Raw genomic sequence first — 21,332 nt, forward strand, 5'->3', positions numbered from 1 at the left:
ATGGTCATCATCGGCGGCGGCCTCGGCGGCCTGTCCACCGGCTGCTACGCGCAGATGAACGGCTACCGCAGCCAGGTCCTGGAGATGCACGAACTGCCCGGCGGCTGCTGCACCGCCTGGGACCGCGGCGAGTTCACCTTCGACTGCTGCGTCAGCTGGCTGCTGGGCAGCGGTCCGGGCAACGAGATGCACCGGATCTGGCTCGAACTCGGCGCCCTCCAGGGCAAGCGGATGCGCAACTTCGACGTGTTCAACGTGGTGCGCACCCGGGACGGCCGGGCGGTGCGCTTCTACTCCGACCCGGACCGGCTGGAGGCCCACCTGCTGGACCTCGCCCCCGAGGACGCCCGGCAGATCCGGCAGTTCTGCGCGGGCCTGCGCAAGTTCCGCCTGGCGCTGACCCGTTACCCCTTCCTCAAGCCGGTCGGGCTGATGGGCCGGTGGGAGCGCTGGCGGATGCTCGCCTCCTTCCTGCCGTACTTCAACGTGATCCGGCGCTCCATCTCGGTGCTGATGAGCGACTACTCGGCGCGGTTCCGCAGCCCGCTGCTGCGCGAGGCGTTCAACTTCGTGCTGTACGAGAAGCACCCCAACTTCCCGGTGCTGCCGACGTACTTCCAACTCGCCTCGCACGCCGGGCAGTCCGCCGGGGTGCCGGAGGGCGGCTCGCTGGGGCTGGCGCGCTCGGTCGAGCAGCGCTACCGGCGGCTCGGCGGGGAGATCACGTACAACGCCAAGGTCACCGAGATCCTGGTCGAGCGGGACACCGCCGTCGGGGTGCGGCTGAGCGACGGGCGCGAGGTGCGGGCGGACGTCGTGGTGGCCGCCTGCGACGGCCGCACCACCATGCTCGACCTGCTCAAGGGCCGCTACCTGAACGACACCTACCGCCGGCTGTACACGAAGACGCTGACCGAGCCGGGCATGGTCTTCCCCGGCTACCTCACCGTCTTCCTCGGCCTGCGCACGCCGTTCCCGGCGGGCGACCCGTGCAGCACCTACCTGCTGGAGGAGGAGTTCGCGGCGCGACTCACCGGCATCCGGCACCCCAGCATCAACATCCAGTTCCGCAGCCGGCACTACCCCGAGCTGTCGCCCGCCGGGACCACCGTCGTCTACGCCAGCTACTTCTGCGACATCGCGCCCTGGCGGGCCCTGAGCACCGGCCCCGAGCAGGCCGTCCGGCAGCGGCGCGGCGAGGAGCTGCACACCCTGCCGGTCGGCCGGGGCCGGGAGTACCAGCGGGAGAAGCGCCGGGTGCGGGACGCCGTCATCGAGTTCCTGGACGGCCACCACCCCGGGCTGCGGGAGGCGGTGGCCGTCAAGGACGTCTCCACCCCGCTCACCCAGGTCCGCTACACCGGCAACTACGACGGCACGGTGCTCGGCTGGCAGCCCTTCGTGGAGGGCGGGGAGACCCTGGAGGAGGAGATCAAGCGCAACGGCCCCGGGCTGCCCGGCCTGGCCAACTTCTACCTCTCCGGCGTCTGGGCGACCACCGGCGGGCTGATCCGCGCGGCTGCCGCCGGCCGGCACGTCGTCCAGTTCATCTGCCGCGACGACGGCCGGCCGTTCACCGCCGAGGTGGACGACCACGCTCCGCCGCCCACCCTGATCACCGACCCGGTCGGCCCCGACGACCGCCAGTTTGGAGTCACTTCGTGAGCCAGTCCGTGAGCGAGTCCGTGAATGCGTCCGTGAACGAGTCCGTGAACGAGTCCGTCAGGACCGCGGCATCCGTGCTGACCGCCGGGAAGGTGCGGATCGAGAAGTGGGTCGTCCGCGCGCACGCGGACGGGGTGCCGGACGTCGACCGGATGTACGAGAAGGTCGTCGAGGAGGTGGACGTCCGGCTCGCCGAGGACGAGATGCTGCTGCGCACGCGCTGGGTGTCGGTCGACCCGTACCTCCAGGGCATCGCGCTGGACACCCCGGTCGGCGACCACATGGGCGCCGACTCGATCATGGAGGTGGTGCGGGCCGGACCCGCCGCGCGGTTCGCCGTGGGGGACCTGGTGCAGGGCTTCGGCGGCTGGCGCAGCCACGTGATCGGCAACGGGGCGTCCTGGCTCTGGCAGACCGGTACCTTCCCGATGGTCTTCCCGGCCTTCCGGCGGCTGGACCGCGCCGACTACGACGAGCAGCTGCCGGTCACCACCGCGCTCGGACTGCTCGGCGGCCCCGGGATGGCCGCCTGGGGGACGGTGGAGAAGTTCCTGGACGTGCGCCCCGGGCTGACGGTGCTGGTCAGCGGGGCCAGCGGCGCGGTCGGCTCGGTGGTCGGCCAGCTCGCCCGGCACCGCGGCGCCCGGGTGATCGGCACCACCGCGACCCCGGCGAAGGCCGCCCGGCTGCGGGAGCTGGGCTTCGACGCGGTGCTGGAGTACCGCGACGGGGACGACCCGGAGCGGCTGGCCAAGGAACTGGCCCAGCTCGCCCCGGACGGCATCGACCGCTACTTCGACAGCCTCGGCGGCACGCTCACCGACACCGTCTTCGGGATGCTCTCGGTGGACAGTCGGGTCGCGGTCTGCTGGCAGTGGGGCAGCCAGGTCGGCGGGGCCTGGGCGGGCCCCCGGCTGCTGCCGATGATCATGTTCCCGCGCACCGTGATCCGCGGCATCTTCGCGCTGGAGTGGTTCACCGAGGAGAACTGGGCCGCGCTGCGCCGGGACCTCGGCGCCCTGGTGCGCAGCGGGGAACTGCGCTACCAGCAGACCGTCCACCGGGGCTTCGACAGCATCCCGGCCGCCTATCGCAGCCTGTACGTCGACCGTTCGGCGAGCCGGGGGAAGGTGCTGGTCGAGCTGTGAGCGGAGCCGGAAGGGCCCCTCGGCCTGGCGGGGCCGAGGGGCCGGTCTGCGGGTCGGGGGTGCGGGCCTGACGGCCTGCGGGCCCCGGGTCAGCCCAGGGTGAACCAGGTGCTGCGGGACTTCTTCCACTCCGGGTGGGTGAGGTCCTTGGCGTCCGTGCCGTCGCCGTAGAGGTCGGCGGAGCCGTTGTCGGTGATCAGCTGGACGCGAGCGCCCGGGGCGTCGAGGTCCGGCAGGTCCGGGGCGGCCTCCCAGGCGCCGGCGTCGCTGGTGGGCAGGTCGAGCAGCTTGACCGGCTTGGAGCCCGGCCGGCCGTCCCAGCGGTAGAGCGCGTACGGGGCGGAGTTGTCCTCGGCCGCCCAGGAGCCCGCCACGATCACGTACTGACCGAGGGCGTTGCGGCGCACGTCGCGGACGGACAGGCCGCCGAGGTCCAGCTCGATCGGCTCGCCGATGGTCGCGTGGGTGCCCGAACCGTCGAACAGGGACGAGAAGTTGGTGACCGGCACCAGCAGCGCCCGGCCGCCGGTGACCGCCGGGGTGAGCGGGGCGCGGAAGCCGACGTACGCGGTGCTGGAGCTGCCCGGGGCGAACTCCAGGCCCTCGACGTTGAACCCGTCGACCTGCTTGGGCGCCTGGCCCTCGGCGGCGCCGGCCGCGAAGCCGTAGCGGTCGCCGTGGGCGCTGTCCCAGGCGATCAGGTCGTCGCGCAGACCCTGGTAGGAGCCGGTCAGGGACAGCTGGGTGTCGGCGCCGGAGCCGGTCACCCTGGTGGTGAACAGGGTGTGCCGGTCGGGCTTGACCTTGCCGTCCTTGTTGTTGCCCAGCGAGCCCGTCCAGTAGATCGTGTCGCCGACCCGCGCGGCGGCCTCGATGTCGATCTCCTTGCTGACGCCGAGCACCGAGCTGAAGTCCCAGCTGCGCACCGGGGCACCGGAGTTGTTGCGGTCGTAGAGCCGCAGGGTGTTGGACTCGTCGTCGCCGACCAGGACGTAGCCGCCGCCCGCGTCCACGGCGGCCGAGGCGTCGCTGGAACCGGTCAGGTAGCGGCTCGCGGCGGAGTTGCGGACGGCGGCCGAGGCGGCGTAGTGCAGGGTGCGGGTGGCGGTCTTTCCGCCCAGGCCGGTCACCTTGACGGTCAGGTCGGTGTAGCCGACGCCCTGGGCGGCGACCGCCAGGGTGCGGGCGGCGCCGCCGCCGGTCACCGTCACGTCGCCGGTCCGGGCCACCGAGGCCTTGGTGCTGGCCGAGGCCGCGACCGTCAGTGCCGAGGCGGGGGCGCCGCTCTGGGCGACCGTGACGCCCACCGTCGGGTCGCCGGTGGCGCCCACCGCGCCGGACAGGTAGCCGGCCGAGAAGGTGATCGTCGGAGTGCCGTACGAGGCGGCGGCGGAGGGCGCCGCCGGGAGGGCGAGCACCGGGACCGCCGCGACGGCGACGGCCAGCGGCAGCAGACGGCGGGGGGAAAGGAGCACGGGACTACCCTTCGACGCGGGGGAGTTGGTGCGGGGACGGTGGGGCGGAGCAAGCCTGCTGTGCGTGGGCGAACGCCGACCCTACGTCAGCGAACGTCCCGACGAACAGCAGGCTTCCGGCCTTGCTCGTCCGGACTTCGTTCCCCCGTGTGCTAGCCGGTGATCCCGGCGGTGCGCAGCCGGCGCTCGACCTCCTCCCAGGTCGGGGTGACCGGGGCGGTCGGGCGGCTGCCCATGCCCTTGTCCTTGAACCCGCTGGAGGTGGAGACGCAGACCACCGGACCGTCCGCCGGGGCCTCGGCGCCGAGGCTGCGCAGCCCCGCCAGGCCGGCCGCCGCGGACAGCTCGGCCCACAGCCCGGCCCGGGACAGCTCCCGCTGGGCGTCGGCGAGTTGGTGGTCGTCGACGGTCAGCGCGGCGCCGCCGCTCCCGTTCACCGCCAGCACGCCCCGGTAGCCGCTCACCGGGGAGGCGATCGAGTACGCGTTGCTCCGGCCGACCGTCACGTGCGCGGCCGGGGCGCCCTCGGCGATCGCCCGGTGCAGCGGGCCGGAGGCCGCCGACTCGCAGGCGTAGATCCGCGGCACCCGGTCGGCCAGGCCCAGCCGGCGCAGCTCGGTGAAGCCCTTCCAGACGCCGTAGAGCAGTTCGCCGTACCCGGTGGGGACGAACACCGCGCTCGGCACGCCGACGTCCTGGAAGATCTCGTACGCGACGGTCTTGTAGCCCTCGGGGCCGAAGGCGTGGCCGGTGTGGGTGGTCGTCAGGTTGCTGACCGGGTGCAGGCCGAAGCGCTCCACCACCTGGCGCAGCAGCGGCCAGCGGGACTCCCACGGGACGGGCAGTACCACGGCGCCGTAGGCGTTGAGGAAGGCGTCCACGGCGGGCGGGGTGTCCGGGCCGGTGAACACCACGCAGGGCAGCCCGGCGCGGGCGGCGTACGCGGCGGCCGAGGCGCCGTGGTTGCCCGAGGAGGCCACCGCGATGCCGGGCGCGCCGACGCCGACGGCGGCGCTGGTGGTGCAGCGGTTCAGCCGGTCCTTGTGACTCCAGGTCGGGTTGCGGGACTCGTCCTTGACGTACACGCCCGGCCCGAGCTCCACCAGCGGGGTGGCGCCCTCGCCGAGGCCGGGGGCGAGCAGCGGGGGCAGCAGCGGGGCCCAGCGCTCCAGGCCGCCGCGGGCCCGCACGGGCGCGAACAGGGCGGCCGGGTCGGCCTTGTCGTAGGCGTAGTCGACCTCGACGGGGTAGGAGACGTCCTCCGTGCTGGTGCGCGGGCAGCCCGAGGTCAGCGGGGGCCAGAGGGGGTAGTCGAGGGTGGGGTCGCCGAGCGAGCGCTGGCCGGTTGCGAGGGAGTCGGAGGTTGCCATGTAAGTAGCCTAGGTGGGCTTCGGGTGCTACCGGGCGGGTTTTTGAATCTTGTTCGGCGGGGGACACTCCACGGGGTGCCGAACCTCGGGCGTCGGGCGCCCGAGGTCGGACGGGAGCCGGGAGGCGAGATGGACAGCGGCATACGGGCGATGGTCGACGCGGTCGACGAGGCGCGGCGGCAGCTGCGGGACAATGCGCTGCCGAAGGCGAAGGACACCGGGCGGGACCGGATCCCGGAGGGGGAGGACGCCGAACTGCTCGGAGCGCTCGCCGGCCTGGTGAAGGTCGCGGGGGAGCTGGCGGATGCTGTCGGCGATCGGGTGGTGAGCCGGGACACCTGCAAGACGTACGCCAGGGCGGCCCGGCGCCTGGAGAGAGAGGCCGACAACCTGAGCGGTGATCGGCGCGAGGCGGCCGAGCGCGCCGAGTGACGGCTGCCGGTGCCCCTTCGCACGAGGGGGCACCGGCAGGCCGTGGGTTGCTCAGCGGTGGGCGCTGAACTGCACCACCTGCTGGTAGGTCGGGCGGTTCTGCCAGGTGGTCTTGGCGTCCGTCACCCCGCCCAGCGGGCGCTGGATGACGGTGTCGGCGCACCACTGGTCGCCCGCCGTGCAGTCCGCGTCGCCCGGGTAGACCTGGGCGGGGGTCTGGGCGGCGGCCTTGGCCAGGGTGGTCTGCAGTACGGTGCGGCAGGCCGCGAGGTCGCCGCCGCCGCAGAACGGGCGGGCCAGCGGGCCGGCGACCGGGTCGCCGAGGACGGCGCGCAGGTCCTTGTCCAGGTAGCTCCACCAGCCGTACTGGAAGGCCGAACCCTTGTGCGGGATGCCCTCGTTGGCGCTCACCGGGCCGCCGCCGGTCGCGCCGGTCTGGCCGCCGGAGGGCGACTCGTTGATCTGCAGGGCGCCGGTCAGCGCCGAGAACAGCTGGTCACCGAGCCCCGGCCGCATGACGCCGTCGGCGACCAGCGGCCACCAGGCGTCCATCACCCGGATCGCGGCCGCGTCCGCGTAGGCGTGACTGCCCGCCGAGGTCTCCTTGCGCTGGGCGCCGTCGGCCAGCCAGGCCTCCAGTTGCTGGAGCGCGGTGGCGGCGCCCGGGTCGGTGACCGGGGCGCTGCGCAGCACCCGGATCAGGTCGGGCAGGACGTCCTCGGCCCGCAGGTCGGCCAGGGCGGCGCCCTCCATGGCCTGGGTGAGGGTGACCCGGCTCGCCTTGCCGCCGCCCCGGAGCAGCGCCTTGACCCGGTCGTCGAGCAGGTTGGCGCGGTGCACCGAGCCGTTGCCGAAGCCGGCCGCGGTGAACCCGTCCGCCTGCTTGTTGTTCCAGGAGACGTAGTAGTCCTGGTTGACGGACTGCGGGTGCTCGGCCGGCGGGGTGTACCGGGCGGTGTTGGTGGCGGGGTCGAAGTCGGCCCACTCGTAGGCGGGTTGGGCGAGTACGGGCAGTCCGGCGTCCACCCCGGGGGCGCGCACCGGGTTGCTGCCGGAGTTGTAGTAGGCGATGTCGCGGGAGTCGGCGTAGAACCAGTTGAAGGTGTAGTTGATGTCCTGCGCGGCCCGCTGGAAGCTCGGCGCGTCGTGCACCGCGCCGGGGTCGTTCAACTCCTGGAAGCCGATGATGGAATCGGCCTCGTGGCGGTAGGTGGAGCGCAGCGAGGTGAAGGCGACGGGCGCCCCGCCGACGGTGCCGCGGGCCGTCACCAGGCCGTAGTTCGAGCGGTACATCACCAGGGTGTAGGAGCCGGCCGGGGTGGAGTCGGCGGTGGTCGGGCTCCAGGCGTCCTTGCGCTCCAGCCGGTCGAAGGGCAGGCACTGCCCGTGCCAGAGGTAGGAGTCGGCGGCGGTGGTGACCGGGGAGCCGTCGGTGGTGCAGAGCGGGACGGCGTAGGTGTCGGTGATGTCCTGCCCGGCCGAGGTGGCGCTCCAAGCGTAGTCCTGGCCGCGGCCGAGCTGCACGTAGAAGCTGAGGCCGGCGAAGGCCGCGCCGCGGGCGCTGATCCCGGGGCCCTGGATCTCCTCCAGCATCAGCAACTGCGGGGCGAAGTAGCCGGTCTGGGGGCCGAACACGGCGACCGGGTGGCCGTCGTCGGTGTGCGCGCCGGAGACCAGCAGGGCGTTGGACATGCCGTGCTTGGCGGTGAGCAGGTTGCCGGGCAGGACGCCGTCCGCCTTCGTGGTCGCGGAGTTCGCCGAGCCGGTGGCGTCGTAGACCACCTTCTCCGGCGCCACCGAGCCCGGGTCCGGCAGGGCCTGGCCCTGCGGGGCGTCCGGCACCGTCGCGTACGGGAAGCTCTGGCCGTCGTGCAGGGTGCGGACGGCCTCCGGGTCGTCGGACTCGCGCAGCGACTTCCACAGCGCGTCCCCGGCGTCCTTGCCGTACCGGGCCTCGGCGGTCGACCTGACCTGGGCGGAGGCGAGTTCACCGCCGCCGCCGGCGCCGAACAGCGCGCCGACCACGGAGGCCAGGGCGACCAGGTCGGTCAGCTTGAACGGCTCGATCGAACCGGCGTTGGTGATCGGGTCGATGTGACCGGTGAGGTCGTACTCGCCGGGGAAGGTCCGGGCGTTGTACGCCTGGCTCGCGTACTGGTTGATGCCGTCCAGGTACGCGTTGGCGTCCGCGAGCGCCTGGGTGGCCCGGCCGCCGCGGGCGGCGAGCGCGTCGATCTGCTGCTGCAACTCGGCCTCGGTGTACGGCGCGGCCTGCCAGAAGCTCTGCTCCAGCTGCCGGTTGGCGGCCGCGCCGCCCGCGAAGCCGGACAGCTGGCCGCGGCCGACGTGCCGGAACAGGTCCATCACCCAGAGCCGGTCCTGCGCGGCCGCGTAGCCCGCGCCGAACTCGGTGCCGTAGCGGGTGGTGCCGCTGATGTGCGGGACGCCGGTGGCCTTGTCGCGCACGATCGTCACGTCCGCGCGCGGGCTGACGGTGCTGGCCACCTGGTCGGCGGGGACGCCGAAGGAGGCGTCGTTGAAGAAGCTCCGCAGCCCGGCCTCGGTCAGCCCCGGGTAGCCGGAGGCCAGGGCCGAGTACGGTCCGAGCTGGTCGTCGGTGTGCGCGGGGCGGCTGCCGAACATCCGGTTGAGCAGGATCTCGGCGAGGGTGGCGTTGCCGTTCTCGCCGGGCGGGAGGATGTCGGTGCAGCGGCCGCCGCAGTAGTCGGGGGCGGCGGCCGGGGTGGGGGAGGCGGTGGCGGGGGCGGTCAGGGCGGCGGTGACGAACAGGGCCGACGCGAGCGCGACGGCCGCGAACCGGAGGGGGTGGGGGCGTGTGCGTGGGGGCATGGCGAGCTCCTCCGTCGAAGCCACGGGGAGTCGACGGTAGGGGCGCTACTGGCCGGTTGGCTAGTGGCGTGCATGCCATTTCGCCCGCGAGGTGCCGGAGTTGGGGCGTCCGGCGTCGGGTGTCGGGGCCGGGCGAGGGAGCGGAGGGCCTCCGGCGGGCCGGGGTGTCGGCGGGGTGTCGGCGGGGTCGGTTAGGGTCGCTCGCGGTAATGGGTGATCTTCCGGCGCGGGGCGGCGGGGCAAGGGGTGCGTGGTGGGGCGGGAGCTGCTGGCTGCTGGTGGGTCGTGCTGGGGGCGGGCGTACCTGGACCTCGGGGCTGCGGGGGAGGAGCCGCCGCGGGTGGTCGAGGGGTTCGCCCTGCTCGGGGAGGCCTGTTACGAGGGCTGGGAGGGCCCCGCAGCGGTGCTGCTGGACGGGGCGAGCGGGGCGGTGTTCCTCGGGCGGCCGGGGGACGACGGGGCGCTGCGGCGGGACTTGCTGGCCAGTAGTACGGCGTGTCTGCTGGCGCTGGCGCGGGTGGTCGAGGGGCTCGGCGGGGCAGGGGAGTACGGGCCCGCCGGTGTGGCCGAGGTCGTGGAGACCGGACGGCTGCTGCTGCGGGAGGCCGATCCGGAGCTGTACCGGCGGACGGGTGGTCGGCCCGCGCACTGGGAGGCGGCGGTGACGGTCCGTGCCCTGGCGTGGGGCGCCGGGCCGGGCGGGGCGGGGGAGTCGGCGTACGCCGTCACTCCGGCCCTGGTGGCGGACCTGGCGACGGCGGAGGGGGAGGGCGGCGTCCGTCGGTTCGGGGAGGACGAGCTGCCCGCGAACGTGACGCACGGTCCGACCCGGCGGTTGCTGACCGAGGTCGGCCTGCCGGTGTCCGGGCGGTGCGTGCTGGAGGTCGATGCCGAGGGGCCGCTGGAGGGCTACGAGCCCGAGGACGACGAGGAGGAGCCCTCGGAGCGGGCGTACCAGCGGGGGTTCCCGGTGCTCGGCGGGTGGATGTACGAGTTCGACGTGCTGCTCGACGGCGCGACCGGGCGGGTCGAGCTCACCGATGTGTGGGGCGACGGCGGGACGGCCGCCTACCTGCACCGCGACCTCTCCGCGCTGCTGTACACGCTCTGGACCTTCCACCGGCTGCGCGCCGCGCGGGAGGAGGCGTACCGGGCGCGCGAGGAAGCCCCCTGGTCGGTCTTCGACCCGTGCGAGCTGTTCGACGGCGCGGCCGAGGAGGCGCTGCGCGCGATCGATCCGGAGGCGTTCGCGAGCGAGGAGCACTTCTGGCCGATCCGGATCGACGACGGGCACATGGGCAGTCTGCTGGAGTAGGGGCGTTGGTGGGCGGAGTGTTGATGAACGTGGTGTGGCGGGGGAAGGTGCTGCTGCCGGCCGGGATCGCGGTGGCGGTGGTGGGCGGGGTGGCCGGGCTGCTGTTGTGGGCCGAGGTCCGGCTCGGGGGGAGTGTGCTGTTGGGGGTGGCGGGGCTGCCGCTGCTCTCGTTCCTGGCGGTGTTCGGCAACGCGGCGGTCCTGGTCGCTGCTGCGGGTGCCCTGCGGGGGCGGCCGGTGGGGGTCCGGTCCGGCTACGGGCGGGTGGCCGGGCGGTGGCGGGCCTTGGCGAGGTGGGCGCCGGCCGGTGTCGTGCAGGTGCTGAGCGCACTGCTGGTGGTCGGCCTGCCGTGGTCGCTGCGGAACTACCTGGTGGTGCCGGCGGTGCTGCTCGACGGGGTGGGGGTGCGGGCGGCGATGCACGGGTCGCGGGAGGTGTACCGGCGGGACACCGGGGCCTTCCTGCGGGGGACGACTCTGCTCGGGCTGCCGTTCGTCGTGGCCTTCCTGCCCTCCGTCGTGCTGCTCCTGGTCGGAGCGACGGCCGCCGAGCGGGGGCCGGGGGCCCTGCTGATGGCCGGCGGCGGGCTGCTCCTCTGGGCGGGGTCGTCGCTGACGGTCGGTCTGTTCGGGGTGTTCCGGACGCGGCTGTACCTGGAGTCGAAGGGGGCGGCCGGACCGGAGCCGGCCCGGTCGGTGTTGCACGTGTCGCCCGTGGAGTAGGACGCGTGCGGGCCGGCAGCCGCGGGGGCGGCTGCCGCGCGACGGGACCGAACTACCGCCCGGAGCGGCTGCGGGTCGGGGGCGTCGCGATGCGGACCCGGGTGGTGGCAGGCGCCTGCTCCAGGTCGTCCAGCTGGGCGAGGATGGTGGCGCGCAGCTCGTCGTCGTCCTCGAACCGGTGGTCCTGGAAGAGGGTGTAGCCCGTCCACATCAGGTTGGCGCACACCCGGGCCGGCACCCGGCCGGTCTGCGCGCCCATGCCGACCAGGGCCACCGACCGGATGCTGTCCGGCGCGAGCCGGTTCTGCCGGTGGACGGCCTGGAAGGCGGCGGCGCAGGCGAGGGCGACGTTCAAGGTCTCGCTCACGTTCTGCGAGGAGGTCTGCATCGTGGGCGCCGAGATCAGGAACTTCGGGTTGACCGCACCGGAGGGCACGCAGACCGCGCTGCCCACCGGCAGGGTGCCCGCGTGGGCGCTGCGTATCCTCCGCTGCACCTTCAACTGGATGCCCGCCCCCAGGTGGCGCTTGATCGCGGCGTCCGCCCCGCCGTCCATCCGGCCCTTGGAGTTGGTCGGGCTGACCCAGGCGTCGACCTGCTCGGTGAGGATCGACCCCTGCCGGATCTCGATGCCGGGGGTGTCGGCGAAGGCGGCCCGCCAGGACTCGACCACCGAGGCGTTGAGGTCCGTCAGTACCACCCTGAGCGGGGTCTGCGCGCGGTCCGTCGTCATGCGGCAACTCCTTTCGTACGGGGAGGGGTTCTCCCCGTCGTTCTTCGTGTCGTTCTCCCGGTCGAATCCGACGCTAGCGGGTGCCACTGACAATCCGTCCGGGGCCGTTCGGGCAGGTGGAGCGTCGGGTGGGGCGTCGGGCCGGACTGTCGGTGCGGGCTGTTAGGAATGTGTCGTCCGCCGGAGAGCTGACGGACCGTCATTCGAAGCCTTTCCGTGACCCGACCAGCCGGAGTACCACCATGAGCGCTGCCGACACCTCCGCCACCGACCAGCCCGGAACGAACGACCCGAACGACCCGTTGGCCCTCGCGGAGCTGTTCCGGGGCGGCGGCGAGCCGTGGCTCCCGATGCTCAAGCCGGTGATCGAGGCGCAGCCCGGCGCGGCCTCGTTCATCGGCCCGGAGCGCGGTTCGGAGGTCGTGCCGGTCCGCGAGCTGACCTTCCAGGCGCTCAAGCCGCACGCCCCGCACCGGTGGAAGGTGGTGGTCTTCGGGCAGAACCCGTACCCGCGCCCGGAGAGCGCCACCGGCATCGCGATGTTCGACAACGCCTTCCACGACTGGAAGGACAGCCAGTTCGGCCGGGTGATCAGCATTCGCTGCATCATCAAGGCCGCGGCGATGTGGAAGTACGGCATACCCAAGAAGACGCCGATCGCGGACATCCGCGCGCTGTTGAAGAAGGAGGAGACGGTCCAGCCGCCGGAGTGGTTCCAGGCGATTCTGACCCAGGGCGTGCTGCTGCTGAACGCGGCGCTGACCGCCAGTGCGGACGGCGCGATGGGCCCGGATCAGCACACCGGGTTCTGGCGGCCGGTGGCCGAGCGGATCGTGGAGGAGATCCTGCAGGCCAAGCAGCAGGCGGGGGAGGAGGACCGGGGTGTGGTCTTCGCCTGGTGGGGTGCGCACGCGCGCAGCTTGAAGAGCGTGGTGCAGCGGTTGGAGAAGAAGTACCCGGGGGTCGAGGTCCGGCACATCGACCACGCCAACCCGGCGGCCCAGGGCGACATCTTCTGCGACAACGAGCACTTCGCCGCGGTAAACGCCGCGCTCGCCTCGCTCGGCGCGGACGGGATCGACTGGCTGCCGAGCAAGGGCTGGGACGCCGCCGCGGCCGCGGTCGGGGGTGCCGACGACGGTGTCGCCGAGCGGATGGGCGCGTTCATCGCGTCCACCATGGAGCTGCACCAGCTGTACCTGGACCGGCTCGCCGGGGTGAAGGACGAGGGTCTCGATCTCCCGGCCATCAGCGGGGTGTTCGACACTCCGCTGATGGACTTCCGGGAGGCGGTGGCCCCGGTGGCCGAGCTGCTGCGCGGGCTGGACCGGCACGTCACGTCGTCGCACGAGTTCGGCAGGCGGCGGGCGGACGAATGGGCGGGGGCGCCCGACGGGCTGTCCGCGGACGCGATCGCCGCGCTGTACCTGTACACCTGCGAGTCGGCGTTCTACCGGGAGATCAACGCGGTGCTGCGCTCCCCGGACCGGGCCCGGCTGGTGCCCTACCTGCCGTACCTGCGGCTGCTGTTCGCCGCGGTGTCGCAGCTGCCGGTGCGGACGGAGCCGCTCTGGCGCGGGGTGGCGCTGGACCTGCGCAAGCAGTACCCGCTGGGGCGGACGGTGACCTGGTGGGGGGTGTCCTCCTGCACGTCCGAACCGGGCGTGGCGAAGTCCTTCCTGGGCAGCCGGGGCAAGCGGACGCTGTTCGAGGTGCGGCCGCTGCGCGCCACGGGCATCCAGCGGTTCTCGGCGTTCACCGGCGAGGAGGAGTACATCCTGCTGCCCGGCACCCAGTTGGAGGTCACGGATGTGCAGGCCCAGCGCGGCGGGCTGTGCACCGTGACGCTGACCGAGGTTGCGGAGGCGCCGCTGGTGTCCTGAGCCCGTGGCCCGGACAGTCCGGACGGTCCGGACGGTCCGGAGCGCCAACGCCCGTTCGCCGGGCGGCCGCCCGGGTGGTCGGGTTCGTGGACCGACCGCCCGGGCGGCGGGGGCCCTCGCCCGGTCCGGTCCGGCCCCCCGCGCGGTCGGCGCCCGCCCGCGGCCGGGCCGTGCCGTACGGGGCGCCGCCGGATAAGCCAATGGGAGTTCCCCGCGAGTTGCGCCCCCGATTCCCGGGCGCGGTGGGCGGGTTGTCGAATCGACCCATTCGGGAGGGGGCGCTGCCGCCTGCTGGCCGGTTATCGCCAACTATTGAGCGTGCTCACTCAGCTGAGGTACAGTCATCAGCGGTTGATCGGCACACTATTCATCATCCTCGATGGCAGAACCGACCAGGCGGCACGACCGGCCTCCGCAGAGCGGCGATCCAGTGACGGATCGAATGAGTTCTGACATCTTTTCCAGAAAGGCCGCTTCGGAGACCATGGACTTTCCGGACGACCTCGGGCCAAAAGCCGGACTTCCTGGATGGCGCCCGTGAACGGCCAGATACTCCCCGACAAATGGTTCGTTTCCCGAGAATTGCGTCCGGAGGCGCCGGTCAGGCTCGTCTGCTTCCCCTATGCGGGCGGCGCCACGTCCATCTACGCCCGCTGGCCGGCCGCACTCGGCCCCGAGGTCGAGGTCGCCGCACTGGCCCTGCCGGGCCGGGAGCGCCGCCTCGGTGAGCCCGCGGCCGTCGACGTGGAGCGGATCGCCGAGGCCGTCGCGGCCACCGCCGACCGCCCGTACGCGCTGTTCGGCCACTCGATGGGCGGCCTGCTGGCCTTCGAGGTGGTCCGGTGGCTGCGCCGGTCCGGGGCCGAACTGCCCGTCCACCTCTTCGTGTCGGGCTGCCCGCGGCCCGACCTGCCGCGGGGCGACGACATCTTCGACGGCCTGTCGGCACTGCCGGACGACGCCATGCTCCAGCGGCTGGTGCGCGGCGGTGGCCTGCCCGCCTTCGTGCTGGACGAGCCGGAACTGCTGGAACTCGTCCTGCCCGTCTGCCGGGCCGACTTCGGCTGGCTGGACGCCTACGACTGCGGTGACGAACCGCCGGTGCCGGTACCGATCACCGCCTTCGTCGGCAACGAGGACGCCTCGGCCCGGCCCGAGGACGCGGCCGGCTGGGCCGCGCACACCACCGGACCGTTCGCCCAACACGTCCTGCTGGGCGGTCACTTCTTCCTCGACGACAACCTGGACGCGATCAGCCGGGCCGTTCGTGCCGGGATCGGGAGCCCCGTGGCGTGATGCCGCGGGCCCCGGCAGGGGGCCCCGAGACAGGCAGGCCCCAGTCCGCGACGGTTGGAACGACGAGGTCAGGAACTGCGATGGCGGATGGAACCACCGGGTCGGCCGGGCCCGGCGCGGAGGGGGCGCGGATCGCCCGGGCGGCCCACGGCCAGGAACTGGTCTGGCGGACCGGCCGGCGCTCCGGGGGCCTGCTGCTCCAGCACGTGGCCGACACCTTCCGGTTGGACGCCGCGGTCGACGAGGAGCAGGTCCGCTCGGCGCTGGCCGCGCTGACCGCCCGGCACACCGCGCTGCGGACCTCGGTACGGGTGCTGGACGGCGAGCTGCGGCAGGTGGTGCATCCGGGGATCGAGCTGCCGGTGGAGTTCACCGACCTCAGCGGTCCGGACGACGGCAAGCGCGCCGAGCGGCTCGCCGAGATCGCCGACCAGGCCGCCGTGCTGCCCTTCGACCCGGCCCGGGCTCCGCTGTGGCGGGCCGTCGCCGTCCGGCTCGGTGAGGCGGACTGGGCGGTGGTCCTGGTCGCCCACCAACTGGTGTGCGACCCGGCCTCGTTGTTCCTGCTGAACGCCGAACTCGCCGAACTCTGCGCCGCCGAGGAGCAGGGCCGGGCCCCGGTGCTGCCGGAGCGGCTGCTGGACTTCGCCGACCACGCGGACCGGCAGCACGAGCGGGACCGGTACGAGCGGGACCGGCAGCACGAGCGGGACCGGTACGAGCGGGACCGGCAGTACGAGCGGGACCGGCCGGAACCCCACTCGGACACGGCCGAGTTCTGGCGCTCCCGGCTGGCCGGACGGCCGTCCGGGCACGGCCTCCCGCTGGACCGGCCCCGCCCGGCCGTCCGGGCCTTCGCGGGCGCCGAGGTCCGCGCCGAGTTCCCGTCCGGCCTGGCGGCCGCGCTGCGGGCGGGCGCCCGCCGGCTCGGCGGGTCGCCGGCCCCGGTGCTGCTGGCCGGTTACGCGGCGCTGCTGCACCACCGCTCCGGCCGGACCGACCACCTGATCGGCGTGCCCGTCTCGGGCCGGCGCGGCCCCGAGACGCTGTCGCTGGTCGGGGCGCTGGCCGGCCAGGTGGTGCTGCGGCTGGACACCTCCGGCGACCCGTCCTTCGGCGCGCTGGTGGAGCGCGTCCGGGAGGTCGCCTCGGCCGCCTGGCAGCACCAGGAGCTGCCCGTCGCGGAGCTGGCGGACCTGGCGGAGCTGGCGGAGCCGTCCGCCGGGCAGGCACCGGGACCGGGCGCGCCCGTCCACCAGCTGGCGTTCACCCTCGCCGAGGGCGAGCTCGGTGCCCCCTGCGGGTACGCCGAGGACGACCTGCTGCTCGAAGTGGCCGACCGCGCCGCCCGGTTGGTGTACGACACCGAGCTGTTCGCCCCAGCCACCGCGCGCGCCCTGCTCGACGACTACCTGGCGCTGCTCGCCGCCGGTCTCGCCGAACCGGCCGCCCCGCTGTCCGGCCTGCCTGGGCTGCCCGCGGCCGCCGCGGGCTTGACGCCCGCCGCCCGCCCGGCACCCGGCGCGGCCGGGGACGGCCGGGCCGAGAGTTTCCCCACCGGCAGCCCCGGACCGGCCGGGCCGGAGGGTCCGGGCGAGGGCCGGTCCGCCCCATCGGTTCTTCTGAGGAGCACGCAATGACGGTGACCGGTCGGATCGTCGGCATCCCGAGCGAGGTGTGGCACGAGGAAGTGCTGGCACCCCAGTTCGCCTACGAGGCCGAGCACCTGCTGCGGCACTACGTGGCGATCGAGAAGGTGCTGCTGCTGGAGTACCGGCGGATGGAGCTGGTCGACGGCCCCGGCACCGCCGCGATCGCCGCCCGCCTGGACACCGTCGACCAGGACGGCATCCGGGCGAACCCGAGCGAGAACATGTCGGACATCTCCTTCGCCCTGGAACGGCACGTCGCGGCCGGCCCGGTCCCGCCGTTCGCCGCCTGGCACGCCGACCGCAGCCGCAACGACCTCCAGGTCTGCGCCCAGCTGCTGTCCGCCCGCGAGCAGGTCCGGGCGCTGGCCGCCGACCTGCTGGCCTTCGACGCGGCCGTCCGGGCGCTCGCCGCGGGCGCCGTCGAGGTGCCGATGCCCGGCTACACCCACGCACAGGCCGCCCAGGTGATCAGCCCCGGCTTCTACCTGGCCGCGCTGTCCAGCGAGACGCTGACCGCCGTGCGCCGACTGCTGGCCGCGTACGACGAGATCGACGCCTGCCCGCTGGGCGCGGGCAGCATGGCCGGGCAGGAACTCGACTGGGACCGCTCCCGGATGGCCGGGCTGCTCGGCTTCGCCCGGCCCCAGCCGCACGCCCTGGTCGCCGTCGCCTCGCGCGGCTGGGCGCTGGCGATCGCGGCCGAGGCGGCGAACTTCGCCGTCGCGCTGAGCCGCTTCACCACCGACCTGATGGCCTGGGGCGGCAGCGCCCACGGCTTCCTGGACCTCCCGGACGAGCTGTCCGGGATCTCCGCCGCGATGCCGCAGAAGAAGAACTTCCCCGTGCTGGAGCGGATCCGCGGCCGCTGCGCGCTGGTCGCGGGCAGCGCGGCCGAGCTGGCGGCGGCCCAGCGCAACACCCCGTACACCAACACCGTCGAGGTGTCCAAGGAGGCCGGCGCCCACCTGCGGGTGCAGACCGAGGCGCTGCGCTCGACCCTGCGGCTGGCGCACGCCGTGGTCACCGGTCTGGTGTTCCGCACCGACCGGATGCGGGCGGCCTGCGAGGGCGAGTTCCTCGGCGGTTTCACCCTGGCCAACCGGCTGACCCTGGACGAGGGCGTGCCCTGGCGGACGGCGCAGATCATCGCCGGGCGCTACATCAAGGCCGCGCTGGACAAGGGCCTGGCCCCGGCCGACGGGGACGCGGCGCTGCTGGCGGCGGTCGCGGAGGAGGCCGGGCACCGGCTGGCCGGGCCGCAGGCGCTGCTGGCGGCCTCGCTGAGCGTCGAGGCGGGCCTGCGCGCCAAGACCTCGGTCGGCTCGACCCACCCCGACCAGGTCCGCGCCACCCTCGCAGAACTCGACGCCGAGCAGGAGCGGTTGACCGAGTGCTGGGCGGAACGGGCCGCGGTCGCAGGGGCGGCCGCGGACGAGGTCACGGCGCTGCTCGCGGCCCCGGCGGACTCCCCGGCGCAGCCGTGACCCCGCCCTCCGCCGCGCGCCCGGCCCCGGCCGCCGGTGCCGTCCCGCCGCCGCGCCGGCCGTCCTTCGCCTCCCCCCGCCCCGGCGTCGACCTGCGCACCGGCTCGGCCCGCGCCTTCGGCACCTTCGGCGAGCTGCTCCAGGGCGCCCTGCCCGGCGGCCAGGAGTTCCTGGTGACGCTGCCGGTGGACCGCTGGGCGCGGGCCCGCTTCCGGCTCGACCCGGGCGGCCCGCTGCGGGTGTTCCCCTCGCACAAGACCAAGACCCGGCGGGTGGCCGAGGCGATGCTCGCGGCCTGCGGGCGCCCGGCCGGCGGGGTGCTGCTGCTGGACGGCGACCTGCCGGTCGGCAAGGGCATGGCCAGCTCCTCGGCCGACCTGGTGGCCACCGTGCGGGCGGTCGGCGCCGCGGTGGGCCTGGACACCTCGCCCGCCGAGGTGGAGCGCTGGCTGCGCCCGATCGAGCCGACCGACGGGGTGATGCACCCCGAGGTGGTGGCCTTCGAGCACCGCGAGGTGCGGCTGCGCGAGCGCCTGGGCGGCCTGCCGGCGGCGACCGTGGTCGCGGTGGACGAGGGCGGGCTGCTGGACACGGTGGCGTTCAACCGGGTGCCGAAGGTGTTCTCCCCGGCGCAGCGCGCCGAGTACGCGGAGCTGCTGGCGGAGCTGGGTGCGGCCGTGCGGGCCGGGGACCTCGCCCGGGTGGGGGCGGTGACCACCCGCAGCGCGGTGCTGAACCAGCGCCTGGCGCCCAAGCGCAACCTGGACGCGGTGCTGGCGATCGCCGAACGGGTCGGCGCCGCAGGGGTGGTGTGCGCGCACAGCGGCACCCTGCTGGGCGTCCTGCTGGACGAGAACGACGCCGACCACGGGCCCCGGCTCGCCGCCGCCCTGGCGGCCTGTTCGACCCTGCCCGGCACCACCACCACGGTCCGGGCCCTCACCCTTCAGGACATGGAGCTTGCTGATGCGGCATGAATCGATCGTCGACGCCATCGGCCACACGCCACTGGTCCGGCTGCGGGTGCCCGCGCCGGAGGGCGTCGAGGTGTACGCGAAGCTGGAGCTGGCGAACACCTTCGCGATGAAGGACCGGGTGGCCCGGCAGGTCGTCACCGAGGCCCGCCGCTCCGGGGCCCTGCGGCCCGGGGCGCCGATCGTGGAGAGCTCCTCGGGGACGATGGCGCTCGGCCTGGCACTGGTGGGCACCCACCTCGGGCACCCGGTGCACATCGTCACCGACCCGCGGATCGACCCGATCACCCTGGCCAAGCTGCGCACCCTGGGCTGCGAGGTGCACGTGGTGTCGGCGATGGGCGACCAGGGCTGGCAGTCGGCCCGGCTGGACCTGCTGGCCGAGCTGATGACCGGTCTGCCGGGCGCGTTCTGGCCGCAGCAGTACTCCAACCCGCAGAACCCGGCGGCCTACCGGGGCCTGGCCGAGGAGCTGGTGGCCGACCTCGGCACGGTGGACGTGGTGGTGGGCTCGGTGGGCAGCGGCGGTTCGCTGTGCGGGACGTCCCGGGCCCTGCTGGAACGTTTCCCCGAGCTGACGGTGGTCGGCGTGGACGCCGTCGGCAGCGTGCTGTTCGGCCAGCCCGACGTACCGACCCGGCGCCAGTCCGGCCTCGGCAACAGCCTCTACCCGGACAACATCGACTACCGGCTGATCGACGAGGTGCACTGGCTCTCCGACGACGAGGCCTTCGACGCGACCCGGGCGCTGGCCCGGGAGCAGAAGATCTTCGCCGGGAACACCTCCGGCTCGGTCTACCGGGTGCTGACCCACCTGGCGGCGCACGCCGCGCCCGGCACCAAGCTGGTCGGCATCATGCCGGACCGCGGCGACCGCTACGTGGAGACGGTGTACGCCGCCGACGCCGCGGTGTCCGGTTCCGCCACGGAGGCCGGCGCCGACCGGACCCCCGTGATCGCCACCGAGCCCACCCCCGTCCGCTACGGCGAGCTGGTCAGCACCTGGTCGTACGCGCGGATATCCCGCCGGGAGCGCCCGCTGCTGTTCTTCGTGGAGTCCAACACCACCGGCACCGGCATGCTCGCGCTGACCACGGCGGTGCGGCTCGGCCTGGAGCCGGTGCTGTTCGTGGTGGACCCGGCCCGCTACCAGGGCCTGGCGGAGACCGGCGCCCGGGTGGTGGTCTGCGACACCGACGACCCGGAGGCACTGCGCAAGGCCGCCGAGGTGGCCGCCGGCGACCGCGAGGTGGCGGGCGTGACCACGACCAGCGAGTACTACCTGGTCCAGTCGGCCGCACTGGCCGAGGGCCTGGGCGTGGCGGCCAACCCGGCGGCGGCGCTGGCCGCCTGCCGGGACAAGTCGGCGACCCGGCGCACCCTGCTGGCGCACGGGGTGCGCCAGCCCCGGTTCGCCGAGGTGCGCGACCCGGCCGAGGTCGAGGCGGCGGTCGCGGCGGTGGGCCTGCCCTGCGTGGTGAAGCCGGTGGACGAGTCCGGCTCGCACGAGGTGCTCTGGTGCGAGGACGTCGCCACCGTCGCCGAGCAGGCCCGCAAGCTGCTGGCCGTCACCCGCAACGTGCGCGGCCAGGCCAGCGCCGGGACGGTGCTGGTGGAGGAGTACCTGACCGGGCCGGAGTTCAGCGCCGAGATGTTCCGGGCGGACGGCGAGACCTCCTGCGTCGGCATCACCCAGCGCACCGTCAGCGAGCTGCCGTACTTCGTGGAGACCGGGCACCTGTTCCCGGCGGTGCTGCCCGAGGAGACGGCGGCGGCGATGGCCGACACCGCCCGGCGCGCCCTGGAGGCGGTCGGCCTGGAGCGCGGCCCGGCGCACGTCGAACTGCGGCTGACCGCCGAGGGGCCGGCCGTGATCGAGATCAACGCCCGGCTGGCCGGCGGCATGATCCCGGAGCTGATCCGGCCCGCGACCGGCATCGACCTGCTGGACCAGCAGATCCGGGCCGCCGCCGGTCTGCCGCTGAACCTGACCCCGGAGCGGTCCCGTTCGGCCGGGATCCGCTTCCTGATCGCCGCCGGGGAGGGCCGGCTGACGGCCGTCGAGGGCGTCGAGCGGGCGGCCGCGGTCGCCGGGGTGGAGCGGGTCACCGTGACGGCGGCCGCCGGGCGCGCGGTGCGGCCGGTGCGGGAGGCGTACGACCGGCTGGGGCACGTGATCGCGGTCGGGGACGGCCCCGAGGAGGTGGGCGAGGCGCTGGACGCCGCGCTGGCCGAGCTGACGGTCGTGGTCGAGGCCGAGTAGTCGGCGCACGAATAGCCGGCGTACGAGGCGTCGGAGTACGAGGGAGGGCCGGCGGACCGCTCAGCGGCCG

At 74.1% G+C, this 21,332-nt stretch carries 15 protein-coding genes; 11 read left to right on the forward strand and 4 right to left on the reverse strand.

Features of this window, described 5'->3' with window-relative positions; genetic code table 11:
* The gene (locus ACFV8H_RS12110; RefSeq protein ID WP_380398889.1) at positions 1-1,665 is read left to right on the forward strand and encodes a phytoene desaturase family protein; all 1,665 of its coding nucleotides are present in this window, start codon (positions 1-3) and stop codon (positions 1,663-1,665) included.
* Between the two features lie 92 nt (positions 1,666-1,757).
* On the forward strand, positions 1,758-2,813 hold the full coding sequence (locus ACFV8H_RS12115; RefSeq protein ID WP_380398891.1) for a zinc-binding dehydrogenase: 1,056 nt from the start codon (positions 1,758-1,760) through the stop codon (positions 2,811-2,813).
* Between the two features lie 89 nt (positions 2,814-2,902).
* Here the strand turns inward: ACFV8H_RS12115 and ACFV8H_RS12120 are convergent, their stop codons facing one another.
* Together ACFV8H_RS12120 and ACFV8H_RS12125 are read right to left on the reverse strand one after the other, a co-directional pair.
* Positions 2,903-4,288 carry a hypothetical protein gene (locus ACFV8H_RS12120; RefSeq protein ID WP_380398834.1) on the reverse strand — a complete coding sequence of 462 codons (1,386 nt, stop codon included), beginning with the start codon at positions 4,286-4,288 and terminating at the stop codon, positions 2,903-2,905.
* Between the two features lie 152 nt (positions 4,289-4,440).
* Positions 4,441-5,658 (reverse strand): pyridoxal-phosphate dependent enzyme, encoded by a 1,218-nt coding sequence (locus ACFV8H_RS12125; protein ID WP_380398835.1) that lies wholly within the window; start codon positions 5,656-5,658, stop codon positions 4,441-4,443.
* A 129-nt stretch (positions 5,659-5,787) separates the two neighbouring features.
* Between ACFV8H_RS12125 and ACFV8H_RS12130 the strand changes: the two genes are divergently transcribed.
* Positions 5,788-6,090 carry a hypothetical protein gene (locus ACFV8H_RS12130; protein WP_380398837.1) on the forward strand — a complete coding sequence of 101 codons (303 nt, stop codon included), beginning with the start codon at positions 5,788-5,790 and terminating at the stop codon, positions 6,088-6,090.
* 51 nt (positions 6,091-6,141) lie between these two features.
* Here ACFV8H_RS12130 and ACFV8H_RS12135 read toward each other — a convergent pair whose 3' ends face one another.
* A complete protein-coding gene (locus tag ACFV8H_RS12135; RefSeq protein ID WP_380398839.1) occupies positions 6,142-8,940 on the reverse strand; it encodes a penicillin acylase family protein in 2,799 nt (932 codons plus the stop codon).
* A 253-nt stretch (positions 8,941-9,193) separates the two neighbouring features.
* Between ACFV8H_RS12135 and ACFV8H_RS12140 the strand changes: the two genes are divergently transcribed.
* The gene (locus tag ACFV8H_RS12140) at positions 9,194-10,255 is read left to right on the forward strand and encodes an SUKH-4 family immunity protein (protein WP_380398841.1); all 1,062 of its coding nucleotides are present in this window, start codon (positions 9,194-9,196) and stop codon (positions 10,253-10,255) included.
* Positions 10,256-10,278: 23 nt separating this feature from the next.
* Entirely contained in the window at positions 10,279-10,977 is a 699-nt protein-coding gene (locus ACFV8H_RS12145) for a hypothetical protein (RefSeq protein WP_380398843.1), read from the forward strand.
* A gap of 52 nt (positions 10,978-11,029) precedes the next feature.
* Here the strand turns inward: ACFV8H_RS12145 and ACFV8H_RS12150 are convergent, their stop codons facing one another.
* Positions 11,030-11,710, reverse strand: a complete 681-nt coding sequence (locus ACFV8H_RS12150; protein ID WP_380398845.1) for a macro domain-containing protein — start codon at positions 11,708-11,710, stop codon at positions 11,030-11,032.
* A 242-nt stretch (positions 11,711-11,952) separates the two neighbouring features.
* Between ACFV8H_RS12150 and ACFV8H_RS12155 the strand changes: the two genes are divergently transcribed.
* The 6 genes from ACFV8H_RS12155 (at position 11,953) to ACFV8H_RS12180 (ending at position 21,262) form a co-directional block, all read left to right on the forward strand.
* Positions 11,953-13,593, forward strand: a complete 1,641-nt coding sequence (locus tag ACFV8H_RS12155; protein ID WP_380398847.1) for an ADP-ribosyltransferase domain-containing protein — start codon at positions 11,953-11,955, stop codon at positions 13,591-13,593.
* Between the two features lie 582 nt (positions 13,594-14,175).
* Complete coding sequence (locus ACFV8H_RS12160; RefSeq protein WP_380398849.1) at positions 14,176-14,889, forward strand: thioesterase II family protein; 714 nt, start codon at positions 14,176-14,178, stop codon at positions 14,887-14,889.
* Positions 14,890-14,969: 80 nt separating this feature from the next.
* Positions 14,970-16,529 (forward strand): condensation domain-containing protein, encoded by a 1,560-nt coding sequence (locus ACFV8H_RS12165; RefSeq protein WP_380398851.1) that lies wholly within the window; start codon positions 14,970-14,972, stop codon positions 16,527-16,529.
* Positions 16,526-18,025, forward strand: coding sequence for a lyase family protein (locus tag ACFV8H_RS12170; RefSeq protein WP_380398852.1), 1,500 nt, complete (start codon positions 16,526-16,528; stop codon positions 18,023-18,025). The genes ACFV8H_RS12165 and ACFV8H_RS12170 overlap by 4 nt, the downstream gene beginning before the upstream one ends.
* On the forward strand, positions 18,022-19,002 hold the full coding sequence (locus tag ACFV8H_RS12175) for a kinase (protein ID WP_380398854.1): 981 nt from the start codon (positions 18,022-18,024) through the stop codon (positions 19,000-19,002). The genes ACFV8H_RS12170 and ACFV8H_RS12175 overlap by 4 nt, the downstream gene beginning before the upstream one ends.
* On the forward strand, positions 18,992-21,262 hold the full coding sequence (locus ACFV8H_RS12180; RefSeq protein ID WP_380398856.1) for a pyridoxal-phosphate dependent enzyme: 2,271 nt from the start codon (positions 18,992-18,994) through the stop codon (positions 21,260-21,262). Before ACFV8H_RS12175 ends, ACFV8H_RS12180 begins: the two co-directional genes overlap by 11 nt.
* Positions 21,263-21,332: the final 70 nt, after the last annotated feature.

The organism is Kitasatospora sp. NPDC059827 (assembly GCF_042731675.1).
GTDB lineage: Bacteria > Actinomycetota > Actinomycetes > Streptomycetales > Streptomycetaceae > Kitasatospora.